At 64.1% G+C, this 15,540-nt stretch carries 14 protein-coding genes; 2 read left to right on the forward strand and 12 right to left on the reverse strand.

Going from position 1 to position 15,540, the window contains the following annotated elements:
* Positions 1–67: 67 nt before the first annotated feature.
* On the reverse strand, positions 68–1,651 hold the full coding sequence (gene purH / locus BLT92_RS02585; RefSeq protein ID WP_092102839.1) for a bifunctional phosphoribosylaminoimidazolecarboxamide formyltransferase/IMP cyclohydrolase: 1,584 nt from the start codon (positions 1,649–1,651) through the stop codon (positions 68–70).
* A 49-nt stretch (positions 1,652–1,700) separates the two neighbouring features.
* Complete coding sequence (gene purN / locus BLT92_RS02590; RefSeq protein ID WP_092102842.1) at positions 1,701–2,321, reverse strand: phosphoribosylglycinamide formyltransferase; 621 nt, start codon at positions 2,319–2,321, stop codon at positions 1,701–1,703.
* A 107-nt stretch (positions 2,322–2,428) separates the two neighbouring features.
* On the opposite strand from purN, the gene BLT92_RS02595 reads away from it, so the two are divergent.
* Positions 2,429–2,875 (forward strand): hypothetical protein, encoded by a 447-nt coding sequence (locus tag BLT92_RS02595; RefSeq protein ID WP_092102845.1) that lies wholly within the window; start codon positions 2,429–2,431, stop codon positions 2,873–2,875.
* Between the two features lie 64 nt (positions 2,876–2,939).
* Here the strand turns inward: BLT92_RS02595 and BLT92_RS02600 are convergent, their stop codons facing one another.
* The gene (locus BLT92_RS02600; RefSeq protein WP_092102848.1) at positions 2,940–4,217 is read right to left on the reverse strand and encodes a cell division protein PerM; all 1,278 of its coding nucleotides are present in this window, start codon (positions 4,215–4,217) and stop codon (positions 2,940–2,942) included.
* A gap of 116 nt (positions 4,218–4,333) precedes the next feature.
* On the opposite strand from BLT92_RS02600, the gene BLT92_RS02605 reads away from it, so the two are divergent.
* Positions 4,334–6,001 (forward strand): hypothetical protein, encoded by a 1,668-nt coding sequence (locus BLT92_RS02605; protein ID WP_092102850.1) that lies wholly within the window; start codon positions 4,334–4,336, stop codon positions 5,999–6,001.
* 31 nt (positions 6,002–6,032) lie between these two features.
* Here BLT92_RS02605 and BLT92_RS02610 read toward each other — a convergent pair whose 3' ends face one another.
* The 9 genes from BLT92_RS02610 to BLT92_RS02650 form a co-directional block, all read right to left on the reverse strand.
* On the reverse strand, positions 6,033–7,436 hold the full coding sequence (locus BLT92_RS02610; RefSeq protein ID WP_092102853.1) for an amidase: 1,404 nt from the start codon (positions 7,434–7,436) through the stop codon (positions 6,033–6,035).
* A gap of 52 nt (positions 7,437–7,488) precedes the next feature.
* Positions 7,489–9,246, reverse strand: a complete 1,758-nt coding sequence (locus BLT92_RS02615) for a dipeptide ABC transporter ATP-binding protein (RefSeq protein WP_092102856.1) — start codon at positions 9,244–9,246, stop codon at positions 7,489–7,491.
* Complete coding sequence (locus BLT92_RS02620) at positions 9,239–10,141, reverse strand: ABC transporter permease (RefSeq protein ID WP_092102859.1); 903 nt, start codon at positions 10,139–10,141, stop codon at positions 9,239–9,241. The genes BLT92_RS02615 and BLT92_RS02620 overlap by 8 nt, the downstream gene beginning before the upstream one ends.
* Positions 10,138–11,085: an ABC transporter permease gene (locus tag BLT92_RS02625; protein ID WP_092102862.1), complete on the reverse strand. Its 948-nt coding sequence runs from the start codon at positions 11,083–11,085 to the stop codon at positions 10,138–10,140. Before BLT92_RS02625 ends, BLT92_RS02620 begins: the two co-directional genes overlap by 4 nt.
* 13 nt (positions 11,086–11,098) lie before the next feature.
* Complete coding sequence (locus BLT92_RS02630; protein WP_092102865.1) at positions 11,099–12,601, reverse strand: ABC transporter substrate-binding protein; 1,503 nt, start codon at positions 12,599–12,601, stop codon at positions 11,099–11,101.
* Between the two features lie 183 nt (positions 12,602–12,784).
* The gene (gene rdgB, locus BLT92_RS02635; RefSeq protein WP_092102868.1) at positions 12,785–13,390 is read right to left on the reverse strand and encodes an RdgB/HAM1 family non-canonical purine NTP pyrophosphatase; all 606 of its coding nucleotides are present in this window, start codon (positions 13,388–13,390) and stop codon (positions 12,785–12,787) included.
* Positions 13,387–14,148 (reverse strand): ribonuclease PH, encoded by a 762-nt coding sequence (gene rph, locus BLT92_RS02640; protein ID WP_092102871.1) that lies wholly within the window; start codon positions 14,146–14,148, stop codon positions 13,387–13,389. The genes rdgB and rph overlap by 4 nt, the downstream gene beginning before the upstream one ends.
* On the reverse strand, positions 14,145–14,966 hold the full coding sequence (locus tag BLT92_RS02645; protein ID WP_092102874.1) for an MBL fold metallo-hydrolase: 822 nt from the start codon (positions 14,964–14,966) through the stop codon (positions 14,145–14,147). Before BLT92_RS02645 ends, rph begins: the two co-directional genes overlap by 4 nt.
* Positions 14,963–15,538 carry a DUF2017 family protein gene (locus tag BLT92_RS02650; RefSeq protein ID WP_092102877.1) on the reverse strand — a complete coding sequence of 192 codons (576 nt, stop codon included), beginning with the start codon at positions 15,536–15,538 and terminating at the stop codon, positions 14,963–14,965. The genes BLT92_RS02645 and BLT92_RS02650 overlap by 4 nt, the downstream gene beginning before the upstream one ends.
* Positions 15,539–15,540 lie beyond the last annotated feature (2 nt).

Below are 15,540 nucleotides of genomic sequence, written 5' to 3' on the forward strand. Positions count from 1 at the left end.
CCAATAGATCCAGCGCTTGGCGAGCGGGCCTCGTCCGCGCCGGGCGTGGCGCGGGTAGGCCTTCTTCTCAGTGGAAGAAATGGCGGCTCCCGGTCAGATACATGGTGACCCCGGCCTTCTCGGCCGCTTCGACGACCTCATCATCGCGGATCGAGCCACCAGGCTGCACAACCGCACTGATGCCCCCGTCGATGAGGATCTGCAGCCCGTCGGCGAAGGGGAAGAATGCGTCCGAGGCGGCAACGGCTCCGGTCGCCCTCTCCTCGCCGGCGCGTTCGACGGCCAGCTTCGCGGAATCGACTCGGTTGACCTGGCCCATTCCCACTCCGACGGAGGCACCGTCCTTGGCCACGAGTATGGCATTGGACTTCACCGCCCGGCAGGCCTTCCACGCGAATTCCAAGTCGGCCAGAACCTCAGCGGACGCGGCCGTGCCCGCTGCCAGTGTCCAGTTCTCCGAGGCATCGCCGTCGGCCTGGAACGCGTCACGGTCTTGAACGAGGAATCCGCCGGTGATCGGTTTGATCTCCGCGGGCGCAAAATCGACATCGCCGAGTTCGAGCAGTCGCAGATTCTTCTTGCTCGATAGCAGGTCCAGTGCTTCGGCGGAGAACGACGGTGCGGCCAGGCACTCGGTGAAGATCGGCTTTATCGACGCGGCCAGTTCGACGTCGACCTCGCGGTTGGTTGCGATGACGCCACCGTAGGCGGACAGGGAATCGCATTCGTGGGCTGCTTTGTGGGCGGCTGCAGCACTGTCAGCCACGGCGATTCCACAGGGGTTGGCGTGCTTGACGATCGCCACCGCGGGACGATCGAAGTCGAAGGCCGCGCGGATCGCTGCATCGGTGTCCGTGTAGTTGTTGTACGACATCGCCTTGCCGCCCAGCAGCGTCGCACCGGCGATTCCACGGGTTCCATCGGAGTACACGGCCGCTGCCTGGTGGGGATTCTCGCCGTAGCGCAGATCGGTCAGCTTCTCCCCCGTCACCCCTGCGAAGGCCGGCTTGCCGGCGACCGACGATGCATCATCGGCTCCGACGTCCTCAGTGCCCGAAGCGAGCTCTGCGGCGAACCAGGAGGCCACGGCCGTGTCATAGGCAGCGGTGTGGGCAAAGGCGCGGGCGGCGAATCCCTGCCTGGCCCCGAGGTCGAAGCCCTGGCCCTGAGCCGCTTCGATCACGGCGGGATAGTCGGCGGGATCGGTGATGACGGAAACGGTCGGATGGTTCTTCGCCGCTGCCCGCACCATGGACGGCCCGCCGATGTCGATCTGCTCCACGCAGTCGTCGAAACCGGCTCCGCTGGCCACGGTATCGGCAAATGGGTAGAGGTTGACGATGACGAGGTCGAAGGGCTCGATTTCGAGCTCGTCGAGCTGGCTCATGTGATCCGACTTGCGCGAATCGGCGAGGATGCCGGCATGGACCCGCGGATGCAGGGTCTTCACCCGGCCTTCGAGGCATTCGGGGAACCCTGTCAGCTCTTCGACCTTCGTGACCGCAGCACCCGCCTCGGCGATCTTCGCTGCTGTCGAACCGGTGGACACAATCTGGACACCGGCGGCTTGCAGTCCGCGGGCCAGGTCCTCCAATCCCGATTTGTCGTATACGCTGACGAGCGCTCTCTTAATCGCGCGGGTTCCTGTCACAAGTCCTCCTTGAAGGCTCGATTGCCGTTTCGTGCGGTTGGTGAGTGGGTCAGACCGAAGCCGCCGAGGTGGCATATCCGCTGACATGCCGTCCTTCGATGACGAGGTCGTGGTGGGCGAGGTGTGCGAGGAGACGGACGAGTTCGGTCCTCTCCTGAGTTTTGATGCGTTCGTGGACCGTGTCTTCTGTATCCGCGTCGCTGACGGGAACCGCGAACTGGGTGATGATCGGGCCCGTGTCGACCCCGGTGTCGACAAGGTGGATGGTGCCGCCGGTGATGCGCACACCGTGGGCGAGGGCGTCTCTGACCCCGTGTGCGCCAGGGAACGCCGGCAGCAGGGCCGGATGCGTATTGATGATCCGGTTGTCGAAGGCTGCGATGAACGCGGGCCCGAGGATCCGCATGAATCCGGCCGAGATCACCCAGTCGGGTGAGAACTCGGCGACGGCATCGCGCAGGGCCAGGTTCCATTCCTCACGGTTCGCGAAGTCTTTGGGTCGTGCAACGAAGGTAGGGATCGAGTGCGCTTTCGCGCGGTCGAGAACTCCCGCTGTCTGGGAGTCGGAGCCGACCCCGACGATCTCGACACCATGGTCCGATTCAGCGAATGCGTCGATGACTGCCTGCGTGAGGGTACCCGAGCCGGATGCCAGAAGAACGATGCGCACAGACCCATTCTAACGTTTGAATCTTCGACTGTCGGTCGTGGGCGTCAAGAATGCGGACTCTGACTTCCGTCAAGGCTTTTGTCAGTGGACTGTGACAAACTATCGGTGTGACGTCACCAAACAATACTGAAGAGAAAAGCGCGCCCACTCCAGAAGAGGAGAAGCAGGCCGCGCCCGCTCGCCATGGCCTGGTCCTGATCCTGCTGATCCTCGCCTCGGTCCTGACGTTCACGTACCCGTTGCCGTTCAAGGTTGCGGCGATCGCGTTCGCCATTGCCGCCGTCGTGTGGTCGATCCGCTATATCATCGCCGTGGTCAGGACGAAGCAGAAGCGCAATATGTCTCTGGGCATTCTGGGCGGACTGCTCGCCATCTACCTCATCTTCTCGACGATGTCGTCGGTCGTTCTCTGGCCCGTTCAGTCGAAGTATGAAGAGTGCGTGCGCGATGCCATCACCCAGCAGGCCCAGCTCTCGTGCACGACGGAGTATCAGACTGGTCTTGGCGATTGGTTCAAGCAGCTGACCGGCCAGGACCTGCCCGGCTCGAACTGAGGCTTCTCGCCTCGCACCTGACCGACGGTGTCGTTGGCGGTCGGCGTCGTCGTCGCTGGTCGGATCAGTCGTCGTCCGAATAGTCGGCGCTTCGTTCGTCGGCGATGCGACCGAAGGGTTCTTCGTCCTCGTCGAACCCATCGTCATCAGCCGAACTCGGCCCGCCCTGCATGTCGGACAGCCGGGTCAGCACCAGCCCTCCGATCATGCCCAGCCCCAGCCAGGCGGTGATGACGACTGCAGATGTCAGCGCCGAAGGCCCGAATGCAGACAGCCCCACCGGCCCCATCGATCCTCGTGCGAAGACCGCAAGGATCTCGAGCACGACGAAGAGTTTGACTGCCGCAACGCCGAGTCCGGCCCAGGACGCCATCATCACCTGACGGGCATGATCGCGACCGATGATGACGCTGAGGATTCCGAGCAGGACGAGCAGCGCCGGCGCTGCGTTCGTCCACGCCGGGTAGTCGCCGACGAGCAGTTGGAGCACCGGAACGTGTGGCACCGGCCCGGCCACGGCGTGGAACACCGAGCTCGGGTCCCCGGCTCCCACGTTCACGCCCGTGCCTGCGATCCAAGACAGCGAGGCGAACAGGATCCCCGGCGCAAAGAGAATCTGAATGATGAGCAGGCCGACACCGGCTGACAACGGTGAGCTGTAGACCTGCAGTGATTCGGCAAGCTCGTCCCATCTCAGCACGATGCCTGTGGCGATGACGAGGGCGGAGAGGAACGCCGACCCCCACAGCAGCCTCTTGACCAGGTGTGCGCCGACGCCCCATGCATCGTCGTCTAGATCCTGCAGACGCGGGATGTCGTCGAGACCGCGAACCCAGAGATACCCGGCCGCCGAGGCGGACAGGAGCATGAGGGCCAGCCGGAGGAAGCCCAAGGGTGTCAGCGCCCCGTCCCCGAGCAGAAGTGTCAGCGTGACCAGAGGGCCGCCGTAGACGATGACGTACGTCGCCAACGCGGCGAGGATCGACTTCCACCAGGATGCGTCGACGCTGTCGATGCCCTCGGCATCTGTTTCTGTGACACCAGCGACCAGACGTTTGGCGCCTGCGGCGAACAGGAGCCACACGCCCAGTGTGATCAGGCTCGGCGCCAGCGAGAAGTCAAAGCCCATCGTCGAGACACTCAGGCCGTGGACGACTCCCCACAGGGCGAACGCCCACTCGGGGATGATCGAATACGGCAGCTGTGAGCCGAGTCCGATGAGCCAGAAGACGGTGGCGATGACGAAGGCCGCAGGGACGGTGATGAGGTCGATTCTCAGTACCTCCATCAGCCCCAGCAGAACAGGATGGCGGCGGGTGCGGGTGTGAGGAGAAGTGTGCATTACTCTCATTTTCGCTGACGCTGTGCCCGCTTCCTGGTATTGACCACGCGATTCTTAGCAGCGGGAAGTACAATTGCGCCAGGACACGCTTGTAGACACGAAGGATGCATCCAACGATGAGCAACGGGAACGACGAACCGAATCTCCCGCCACCTCCCACGAACCCTCCCGATAACGACAGAACGGGATCCGGTGCGGAGACCCCGGCGGACAACACTGCTGATGAATCGGTGGATACAGGCAGCTCCGGTCCGCAGACGCCCGCCAGCGGATCCGAACAAGCTCCGTCCTACCACAACGATCAGGCTCCGCCGTTTCCGGCGAACAATCAGGCCAGCGGTAACCAGCCTCCTCCTGCGGGCCAGGGCAATCAGCCCGAGCAGCACCAGCCGCCGCGCCCCGAGGTGCAGCAGGCCAACTCGAACCAGCCGCCGCAATACAACGGCGGTCAGTACCAGGGCGGCCCGCAGCACAGCGGACCGCAGCAACCTGGCCAGCCCCAGGGCGGGGCCCCCTACCCCGGCGGCCCCTACCAGTCGGGGCCCGCACAGAATGCGCCCTATCAGTCCGGTCAACCAGGGCCGTACCAGACCGGTTCCGGCCCCAACGCTCAGCGAACAGGTTCGGGCCCGGGACAGTCTCAGGCGATTCCACAGCCGGCCCCGGCCCCCGGTTTCGCCGGGCCGGCGACGACCGCGACTCGTGCCGATGCCCACCCCGAAAAGAAGAAGAGCAGGATGCCTCTCTTCATCGCTCTGGGTTCGGTGGCCCTGGTGGTCATTCTGGTGGCCGTCGGATTCCTCGTCGTCAATACGGTCAATAAGAACAACTACGGCCCCGACAAGGTTGCCGAAGACTACGTGTCGGCCTTGAGCAAGGGCGACTTCGCGGCTGCCGAGAAGATCGCGCCCTCCCCTCGTCCGGAGGGAACGAACCTGGACCTCCTGTCGAAGGAATTCACCGAACCCTCCTCGGCGAAGGTCGAGAATGCGAAGGTCGAGTCCTCGAAGGTCGAAGGCGACAAGGGCACTGTCATCGTCTCCTACGACCTCGACGGCACCAAGTACAACGTCGAGCTGCAGGCGAAGAAGGACGGCAAACAGGACCTGTTCTTCGACAAATGGTCACTCACGGGCCCCGCGCTCAATGTGATCTCGCTTGATATTCCGGCCACGGACAGTCTCAGTGTCAACGGCAAGGACTACAAGGCGAAGGCAGGGACCACCTCCTTCGCTGTGTATCCGGGCAACTACGAATTCACGATCCCGAAGAGCAAATGGGTCAGTGAAGCCAAGGACACGGCAGCGGTGAATTTCCCGAAGGCCTTTGCCCCGGGCGATAAGCCCAGCGAAGAGGAAGTGTCTCCGATGACGCTCAATCTTGATCTCGCACCGACGAGCGCCTTCCAGAAGGAAGTTCAGAAGCAGGTCGAGAAGGAGCTCAAGAAGTGCTTCGACAACAAGGACATCAAGCCCAAGTGCAAGTTCATCAAGTTCGACCCCACCGAGATCCCCGTCGGCGGCTCGGATAAGAAGCTGGCCGATCTGGCCAAGAAGGACACCGCCAAATGGGAGATGAAGGACATGCCCAAGGTGAAGGCGGACTTCGGCTCCGGTGACACGAACACCGGTTCGTTCTTCACCGAGGATCCGGGCAAGTTCGATTTCACCGTGCAGGGTAAGAAGTCCGGTTCGTCCTATTTCTCCAACGGCAACACCCTGTCGGTCTCGGGCAGTGTGAAGATCGACGGAGACAAGCTCTCGGTCGAGTTCTTCGACTTCTGAGTCGAGTCGTCGGCGACGGCAGTCGCTGACCTCAGTTCATCGCGGCCCGCACGGGCGCTGACACTCCGGCTGCCTGTTCGAACCAGGATCCGGCAGCCATCACGAGCTCGTCGGCGAACCGTCGCCCCGAGACCTGTGCACCGATGGTCCGACCATCCTTCGTGTAGCCGGCCAGGACGGTCCCTGCCGGCTGTTCTGACATGTTGTAGGGCATGGTGAAGCCGATATGGCCCATCGGTTCGTCGACCTTCGGGTAGGGCATGGGCTGTTCCGCCGGAAATGCCGCGTCGGGTGAGACCGGCGAGATGACCAGGTCGTAGGCTGCTGTGGCTGCAACGCTGCGACGTCGGATCTCCTGAACACTGTGGTAGCACTCCATGAGCCGCACCCCCGTGACGTCGGCGCCGCCCTGAGCCCATTGCTGGATGTAGGGCAGGATGAGGGCCTGTTCCTCGATGGGCAGGGCGCGCAGGTCACTCCACGAACGCACCCTCCAGAACAGGTCCATATCGGTCAGCAGCCCATCGTCGATGAAGGAGTCGAGCGTGTCGACCACGGCCCCGGCTCGTGCGAAACGATCGGCAGCCTCGGCGATAGCAGATGCGATCTCCGGGGTGACGGGCTCTCCGCATCCTGCATCGAGCTGGAGCCCGATCCGCAGCCCCTTCGGGTCGAAGTCGGGTAGGCCAGCAGGCCCTTCTGCTGCAGATCGGGGAAGGCGGGAGTAGTCACGGTCGTCGGGGGCGGAGATGATATCCATCGCAGTCTTGACGTCACCCATGGTCCGCGCCAGGGGCCCAGCGCAGCGGCCCATATACGGCGCGTCGAGCGGGACCCGGCCGAAGCTGGGTTTGAGCCCGGCCAGTCCCAACCAGGTGCAGGGCAGGCGGATCGATCCGCCGATGTCGGAGCCGATGTGGATGGGACCGTACCCGGCAGCGGCTGCGGCACCGGCGCCCGCACTCGACCCGCCGGTGGTCAGCGACGGGTCCAGGGGCGAGCGGGTGATGCCGTGCAGGGAGGACACGCCGGAGGAGAGCATGCCCCAGTCGGGCATGGTCGTCGATCCGACGATGACGGCGCCGGCTTCTTCGAGGCGCTGCGTGATCGGGGCGTCGTGGCTCGACACCGGAACCTCGACCCAGGCGTGGCCGCTGGGCATCGGAACTCCCCTGCGTGCGACGTTCTCCTTGATCGTGACCGGGACTCCGTCGAGGGGACCCAAGGCTCGGCCCTCACTCCAGCGGCCGGCGCTGGCTTCGGCCGCGGTCCGTGAGCGGGCGTCGTCTCGGTGGTGGAGAGCGTTGATGACGGGTTCGCATTCGTCCATCCGGTCCACGACCGCGGTGAGGACCTCGAGCGGATCGAATTGTCCGGACTCGTAGCCGCTGGTCATGGCGTGTGCTGTGTGGTCGGCAAGCGTGGTGTGGCTCATCTGCCGTCCTTTCTTCTCGTGCATCTGGCGAGGCCGTGGCGTGGTGTCGGGCTCAGGTTGCTGAGGCGAGCGCTCCGGCCAAGCTGGGGGTGGCCGCGATGAGGCTGCGGGTGTAGTCCTCGCGAGGGTTGGCATAGATGTCCTCGGTCGACCCGGATTCGACGATGCGGCCGTCCTTCATCACGATCACATCGGAGCATAGGTGTTTGACGACGCCGAGGTCGTGGGAGACGAAGAGCAGGGTCAGGGCATAGTCGTCGACGAGGTCGGTGAGCAGGTTGAGGACCTGAGCGCGCACGGACACGTCGAGGGCGGAGACCGGCTCATCGGCGACGAGGATCTGTGGTCGGGTCACCAGCGCTCGAGCGATCGAGATTCTCTGTCGCTGGCCGCCGGAGAACTGGTGTGGGTAGCGCCGCATTGCCGTGGTGTCGAGATCGACTGCCAGCAGCATCTCCTCCACCCTGGCTAGCCGTTCGTCCCTGGCCATACCGCGGGCGACGAGTGGTTCGGAGACGATGTCCTCGACCCTCATCCGGGGATCGAGGGAGGCGAAGGGGTCCTGGAAGACGATCTGGAGATCCTCGCGCAGAGACTTCAGCGCCGTCGAGCTCGCCGACTCCACCCGGATGTCACCGACCCTCACTTGGCCCGAGGTTGGTCGATCGAGTCCGGAGAGGATGGTGAGCAGGGTCGATTTGCCCGAACCCGACTCCCCCACAATGCCGAGGCGCTGCCCGGCCGCGACACTGAAGCTGACGTCATCGAGCGCGCGAACCGGAGATCGGCGACGCAGCAGCAGTCCGCGTGAGCGAAAGTGCTTCGAGACTCCGCTGACGTCGATGAGAGGTGCGGATGTATCTGTACTCAGGCCCTCCCCCGTCGAGGCGGTCGCCGGCTCGTCCGCGTCGTCCGACGCAACCTCCTTGCCTGACCCGGCCACGCCGGTCGGGTCCGCTGCCTCGGTCGGTCCTGCGTATGACAGTGCTGTCTTGAGTGTGTAGAGCTTTCCGCGTGCATCGGTGGATTCGAGGTCAGAGGAGGCCAACAGCCCGCGCGTGTATTCGTGCTGGGGGTCAGTGAAGATCTGCGCTACACTGCCGGTCTCGACGATGCGGCCCGCGTACATGACGCTGACCCGGTCACAGACTCCGGCGACGACGGCCAGGTCGTGGGTGATGAACAGCAGTCCCGCCTGCACCGCGGCGACGCGTTCGGCGATGAGGTCGAGCATGTGCTTCTGCACCGTCACATCGAGTGCGGTGGTCGGCTCGTCGCAGATGAGCAGCCGCGGCGAGTTCGCCAGGGCGATTGCCAGCATCACCCGCTGGCGTTGCCCTCCCGACATCTGGTGCGGGTACGCGAAGCGGGCACTGGCCGGATCGGGCATGTGCACGCTGGTCAGCAGGTCCAGAACCCGCCCGGGAATGTCCCCGCGGCGGACCTCGCCGTGGATGCGCAGAACCTCGGCGATCTGGTCTCCGATGCGCATCAGCGGGTTGAGTGCGCTCATCGGCTCCTGGAAGACCATCGACACGAGGTCCGAGCGCATGCGTGCCAGCGTCTTCTCCTTGGCAGCCAGGACATTGCCGTCGAAGCCCTGCAACGACACGCTGCCTTCGGCTCGCAGCTCTTCGGGCAGCAGTCCCATCACGGATTGTGCCGTCAGTGACTTCCCCGAGCCTGATTCACCGATGAGTCCGACCCTCTCCCCGGGTGCCAGGCTCAGTGACACGTCCTGGAGAACCGGTGCCTGCGCGCCGGCCGGGGTGATGGTGAGGTCACGGACCTCGAGCAGGTTCTCATCCATTGCCGCGGGCCTCCATCTTCGGGTCGAATCGGTCTCGGAGGCCATCGCCCAAGAGGTTGAAGCCGAGCACGGCGATGGCGATGAACAGCCCTGGCCACAGTGCGAGCCCGGGCTGGGTGGACAGGAACTGCTGGGACTCCTGCAGCATCCGCCCCCAGGAAGGAACCGGGGCCTGTGTGCCCAGTCCCAGGAAGGACAGACCCGCCTCGGCGAGGACCGAGATCGCGAACGCCACGGAGGCCTGCACGATGACCATGCTCGCGATATTCGGCAGCACGTGGACGATGGCGATCGCCGGGACGCTGCGGTTCGAGGCCTTGGCCGCACGCACGTATTCGGAGCCGAGCACCTGCATCGTTCCCGAGCGGGCGACGCGGGCGAATCCGGGGATCGCGGCGATTCCCACGGCCACCATGGCCGGCCCGGTTCCCGGCTGGTAGACGGCGGCGAAGACGATCGCCAGCAGCAGCGCGGGGAAGGCGAGCAGGATGTCGTTGGCGCGCATGATCACCGCGCCCAGCCACGCGCCCCAAGGGTACTGTGCGAAGACGGCGGCGACGATGCCGACGGGGGTGCCGATGAGAACGGCGATGCCGACGGCCACGATGCCCACCATCAGGGTGATCCGGGCCCCGTACATGATCCAGGTCAGGGTGTCGCGACCGAATCTGTCCGTGCCGAACAGGTGCTCGGGGCTCGAGGGCTGCAGCCGTGCGACCGGGTCGACTGCGCTGGGACCGTATGGGGTCCAGATGAAGGACACGAGCGCGAGAGCGACGATGAGGAGGATGAGGACGCCACCGATGATCATCGAGGAATTGAGTCTCAGCTTCGTGCGCCTGCGCCGATCCGCGGACGCCTCCCCCGCCGAGGTGGTGCTCGGGTTCTCGCTCATGACGCTTTCCTGATCCGTGGGTCGACGATGGGGTAGAGCACGTCGACGATGAAGTTGATGACGAGCACGAGGAGGACGAGGACCATGACGATGCCCTGGACCGTGACCAGGTCACGGTTGGCCACGGAACGCACGAGCTCGGATCCGATGCCGGGGATGACGAAGATCTGTTCGATGATGACGGCGCCGACGAGGAGCGTCGCGAGTTGGACGCCGGCCACGGTGATGACGGGGATCGCCGCATTGCGCAGGCCGTGGACGAACAGCGCCTTGGTCCGAGTCAGCCCCTTGGCTCGGGCTGTGCGGATGTAGTCCTCGCGCATCACGTCGAGGACGGCCGATCTCACGTAGCGGGTGAGGATCGCGGCCTGCACGAGTGCCAGGGAGACGACGGGCAGCACCAAGCGGATGAGGAACCCGCCCAGTCCTTCGACCGGGGCCATCCACCCCTGGGAAGGGAACCAGCCGAGGGTCAGGGAGAAGACGATGACGAGGATGATGGCGGCGAGGAAGTTCGGGACGGCGATGCCGATCTGGCTCAGCGCGGAGATCGTCACACCGATCCAGTTGCGCTGTTCGAGGGCGGCGAAGGTGCCCAGCGGGACGGCGATGACGATCGCCAGGATGATCGCGGCGATGACGAGGATGCCGGTGACCTGGACGCTGCCGAGGATGACCGGGGTGATCGGCGCTCCGGTCACATACGAGGTCCCGAAGTCCCCTGCCAGCATCCCGCCGACCCAGTCGAAGTATCGGATCAGCGGCGGCTGATCGAGTCCGTACTGGGCTTCCAGCGCCGCCACCGCCTCAGGAGTGGCATTCGTTCCCAGCGCGACCTGTGCGGCGTTGCCGGGCAGGATGCTCATGAGTGCGAAGACCACCACCGAGGCCACCAGCAGTGCCAAGACAAACTGGATCGCACGGTTGGCCACATAGCTGATCATGGAGGAGAGTACTTCAGTTCCAGCTCAGGTCAGCGATCCGGAATGCGTCGGAGACCCGGTTGGCGGGGATTCCGGCGACGTCGGATTTCGCGATGACGAGGTTCGGGAACAGGAACAGGAAGTCTGCGGCGGCGTCTTCGGTGATCGTCCTCGCGATCTTCTTCATGCCGGAGATGTATTCCTCTTCCGTGCCGGTGTCGGCCTTCTCTGCGATCTTCTTGATCTTCGAGTCGTCGTAGCCGATGTAGTAGTCGTTCGAGAACACGGTGAGGATGTCACGAGGTTCGGCATGGTTGATCACCGACATGTCGAAGTCGTGCTTCGTGAAGGTCTTGTCCAACCAGACTGCGGGAAACTCCTGGGTCTCGATGTTCGCCTTGAGTCCGACCTCTTTGAGTTGGGCGGACACGATCTCGGAGATCGCCTTGGCATAGGGCAGGTTCGGCACTGTGAAGGCGAATTCCTCCCCCTCGATGCCAGCTTCCTTGATCAGGTCCTTGGCCTTCTGCGGGTTGTAGTCCCAGACTCCCGTCAGATCCTCGTAGTACGGATCTGTCGGCGGGACCATCGAGCCGATGAGTTCGCCGTAGCCGGCCCATGCTGTGTCGAGGACTGCCTTGCGGTCGATGGCATGCATGACCGCAGCGCGCGCCTTCTTGTCCTTGAAGATGCCCTTCGCGTTGTTCATCGACAGCACTACCTCTCCGTTCGTGGTGCCGGAGATGATCTGGTAGTCGTCGCTTTTGAATTCTCCGGCCAGTTCGGGGGCCTGGAGGTTGGAGACGACGTCGATCTCTCCCGACTTCAGAGCGTTCGAGGCTGAGACCGCGTCTTGGAAGTACTTGAATGTGACGTTCTTGACCGCTGGGGTCTCGCCCCAGTAGCTATCGCGCGCCACGAAGTCGATCGACTGTCCGCGAGTGAATTCCTCGATGGAGAAGGGTCCGGTGCCGATGGCCTCGTTGGCCAGGTCATCGGTGCCTTCGGTGTCGAAGACCGCTCCGACGAGACTGGTCATATTGAACAGCCACGTGTTGGACGGCTTCTTGAGCGAGATCTCCACGGTGAGGTCGTCAGGGGTTTCGATCGAGTCGACGATGTCCATCTTAGACTTCAGCGCGTTCTTCCAATCGTCCTGCACCCGCTCATAGGAGAACTTCACGTCCTCGCTCGTCAGGTCGGCGCCGTTGGAGAACTTCACGCCTTTCTGCAGATGGAAGGTGTAGGTCTTGCGGTCCTCGGACACGTCCCAGTCCTCGGCGAGGCTCGGTTGGATCTCGCCCTCACCGTCGACGCGGACGAGGGATTCGTAGACGTTTTCCATCAATGCCTCTGGGATCGCGATTCCCGAGGTGGAGGTGAAGTCGAGGTTGACCGGTTCAGCGGTGAACGCGATCGTCATCGAATCCTTCTTCGCCTGCTCACCGGAGTCCGAGGCTCCCGCCGAGCACCCTGCCAGCAACAGGCTCGAGGCAACCACTGCTGCCATCCACGAACTGACACTCGGAGTCTTCATCGCTCTCCCAAATTCACGAACCCACATCGGCTCACTCGTCTTCTCTGACCGGACACCGCACAGATGCCCACCGGCCTCGCCAGTTTAGCGGAAGTTCTCACCAGTTGAAGCGTCGGTGCTCAGATAGTGGAGAAGAACGAACGAGGAGGATCCGGAACCTGTCCGAGACTTGAGGAGCAGGTCTCAGAGCCCTGACTGTGCGGCGAGGATTGCGGCCAGTTTGTCGAAGGCGATCTTCCGGTGTGAGCGGGAGTTCTTCTCCTCGGGTGTCATCTGCGCTGCGCTGATGTCACCGCCGTCGGGGACGAAGATCGGGTCGTAGCCGAACCCCAGGTCTCCCGTCGGGTTTGTGGCCAGACGTCCCGGCATGACGCCTTCGGCGGAGAACTCGCGGCCGTCTAGGCTGACTGCTGCGGCAGCGCAGCGGAACTGCGCCCCGCGGTGCTCGCTCGAAATGTCGGAGAGCTGGGCGAGCAGGAGCTCGAGGTTCGCCCTGTCGTCTCCGTGTCTTCCCGCCCACCTGGCGGAGAAGATTCCCGGCGCCCCACCGAGAACGTCGACCGCGATCCCCGAATCATCGGCGATGGAGGTGCGGCCGGTGGCCTGCGCTGCGGCGCGAGCCTTGATCAGCGCGTTCTCCGCGAACGTGACCCCGGTTTCCGGGATGTCGCCCAGGCCCGCCTCGGCGGCGGTCATGACGTGGATGTCCTCCCCCAATGCGGGGAGGAGGATCGCGGCGAGTTCGCGCCTCTTCCCCTCATTGTGGGTGGCCAGGACGAAAGTAGTCATTTGGCTAGGACCTCGGTCTGGATGCGGGTGAGGTCGGTGCAGCCCTTGGCCGCGAGGTCGAGCAGGTGGCCCAGTTCCGCACGATCGAAGGGTGCGCCTTCGGCTGTGCCCTGGACCTCGACGAACTGTCCGCTGCCGGTCATGACGACGTTCATGTCGGTTTCGGCACTCGAGTCTTCGACGTAGGGCAGGTCGAGGACCGGTTCGCCGTCGACGATGCCGACGCTGATGGCCGCGATCGAATCCTTGATCGGGTTGTTTGCGGCGGGGATGATGCCGGTCGAGCGGCCCTTGTCGATCGCATCGGCCAAAGCCACATAGGCGCCCGTGATCGATGCAGTGCGAGTGCCGCCGTCGGCCTGGAGGACGTCGCAGTCGAGGACGAGAGTGTTCTCGCCGAGCTTCTCAAGGTCGATGACGGCACGCAGGCTGCGACCGATGAGGCGGGAGATTTCGTGTGTGCGTCCACCGAGCTTGCCCTTGACGGACTCGCGGGTGTTGCGGGAGTCGGTGGCCCGCGGCAGCATCGCGTATTCGGCGGTGACCCAGCCGCGGCCCTGACCCTTGAGCCAGCGCGGCACGCCCGCTGTCAATGAGGCCGCGACCAGGACGCGGGTGTTGCCGAATTCCACCAGAGCGGATCCTTCGGCGGTGTTGATCCAATTGCGGGTGATTGTGACTTCGCGGAGTTCATCGACGAGTCGTCCGTCTGCGCGCACTGTGTGCCTCTTTCGGTTGTCGGTGCTGGAGGCAGTCATACGGTCCAGCTGTTGCCTGGTTTTGCCAGTTCGATGGGTCCCCTGTATTCGCGGGCGGCTTCGCCGCGGACGATGGAGCAGTCCGTCCAGGAGGGAATGTGGGTGAGGACGAGGGACTTGGCGTCTGCCGCTTGGGCCACGCGTCCGGCGCGTTTGCCGGTGAGGTGGATGCCGCGAGCACTGTCGCGGTCTTCCTGGAAGGCTGCTTCGCAGAGGAACAGGTCTGCCCCGCGTGCCGCCTCGATGAGGTTGTCGCATTCGTCGCTGTCACCGGAGTAGGTGATCACTGCCCCCTTGGCATCGGTGATCCGCAGGGCGTAGGCCTCAACCGGATGGTCGACGAGGAAGGATTCGATCCGCAGGCCTCCGACCTGGTGGCTGGTGCCGTGGTCGAGGTCGGCGAAGTCGAAGGCATGGCTGAGGTCGGTGTCATTTCCGCTGGCGGCGACTGGGGACTTTCCGGGGTCGGTGTAGTAGGCCCGGGTCAGTCGTTCTTGCGCGCCGGCCGGGGCGAGGACGCTTGTCCTGGTGCGGATCGACCCGGTGTCGGAGATGTTGCCGTTGAAGAACTTCGGGTCATAGCAGTGCTTGACGTACAGACCGGTCATGTCCATGCAGTGGTCGGGGTGCAGGTGGCTGAGCACAACCGCGGTCAGCCCATCCGTGTCGACGGCGCGCTGCAGCGGGGACAGCGCACCGGACCCGAGGTCGAGCACGATGCGTGTCGGTGACTCCTCGTCGGTTTCGATGAGGTAGCAGCTGGCTGCGGAATCGGGTCCGGGGAAGGAACCAGCGGTGCCGATGGCAGTGAGTTTCATGTGTCGTCGTCCCCCGGCAGATCGCTGAGCAAGGTTGTGGTGAGCCTGTCCTGAATCCAGGTCAGGAAGTCGTACAGAGTCAGTGTGAGCTCTTCGGACTCTTCGAGTTCGTCTCGGTGAGCGTACTTCGCCTCCTGGGATTCCTCGGTGTCGATGCCCATGCGCACGGCCAGGACCAGGCGCAGGTCATTAAGTCCTTTCATCCACGCCAGGACCTCATCGTGGCTCAAGGCGATCGAGGGGCCCTTGGCGAGTCCGTTGAGGACGATGCGCACGTTGTGAGCCTTCGCCTGCTGGAGATCGAATTCGGTGAGACGCCGGAACTCCTGTGAACGCTCCTCGTCGAGGGGGTCGACGTCGGGAAACAAACGCAGCAGTGCAGGGTCCTGGGGGCGTGGCCGTTCGACCAGCCCGAGACGCGCTTCCCAGTTCTCCGAATCGGGGCGTCCGTCGTTGTCGTCGTCTTCTGCCAGCAGTGCTGCCAGGTCGGTGAAGACGGTGACCATGAGGGATCGTTCGTTGTCCTCGAGTCTGAGGACAACCTCGTCCCCACTCGCGTCGATGGCTGCCATGT

Origin of the sequence: Brevibacterium picturae, from assembly GCF_900105045.1 — a bacterium.
Lineage (GTDB): Bacteria > Actinomycetota > Actinomycetes > Actinomycetales > Brevibacteriaceae > Brevibacterium > Brevibacterium picturae.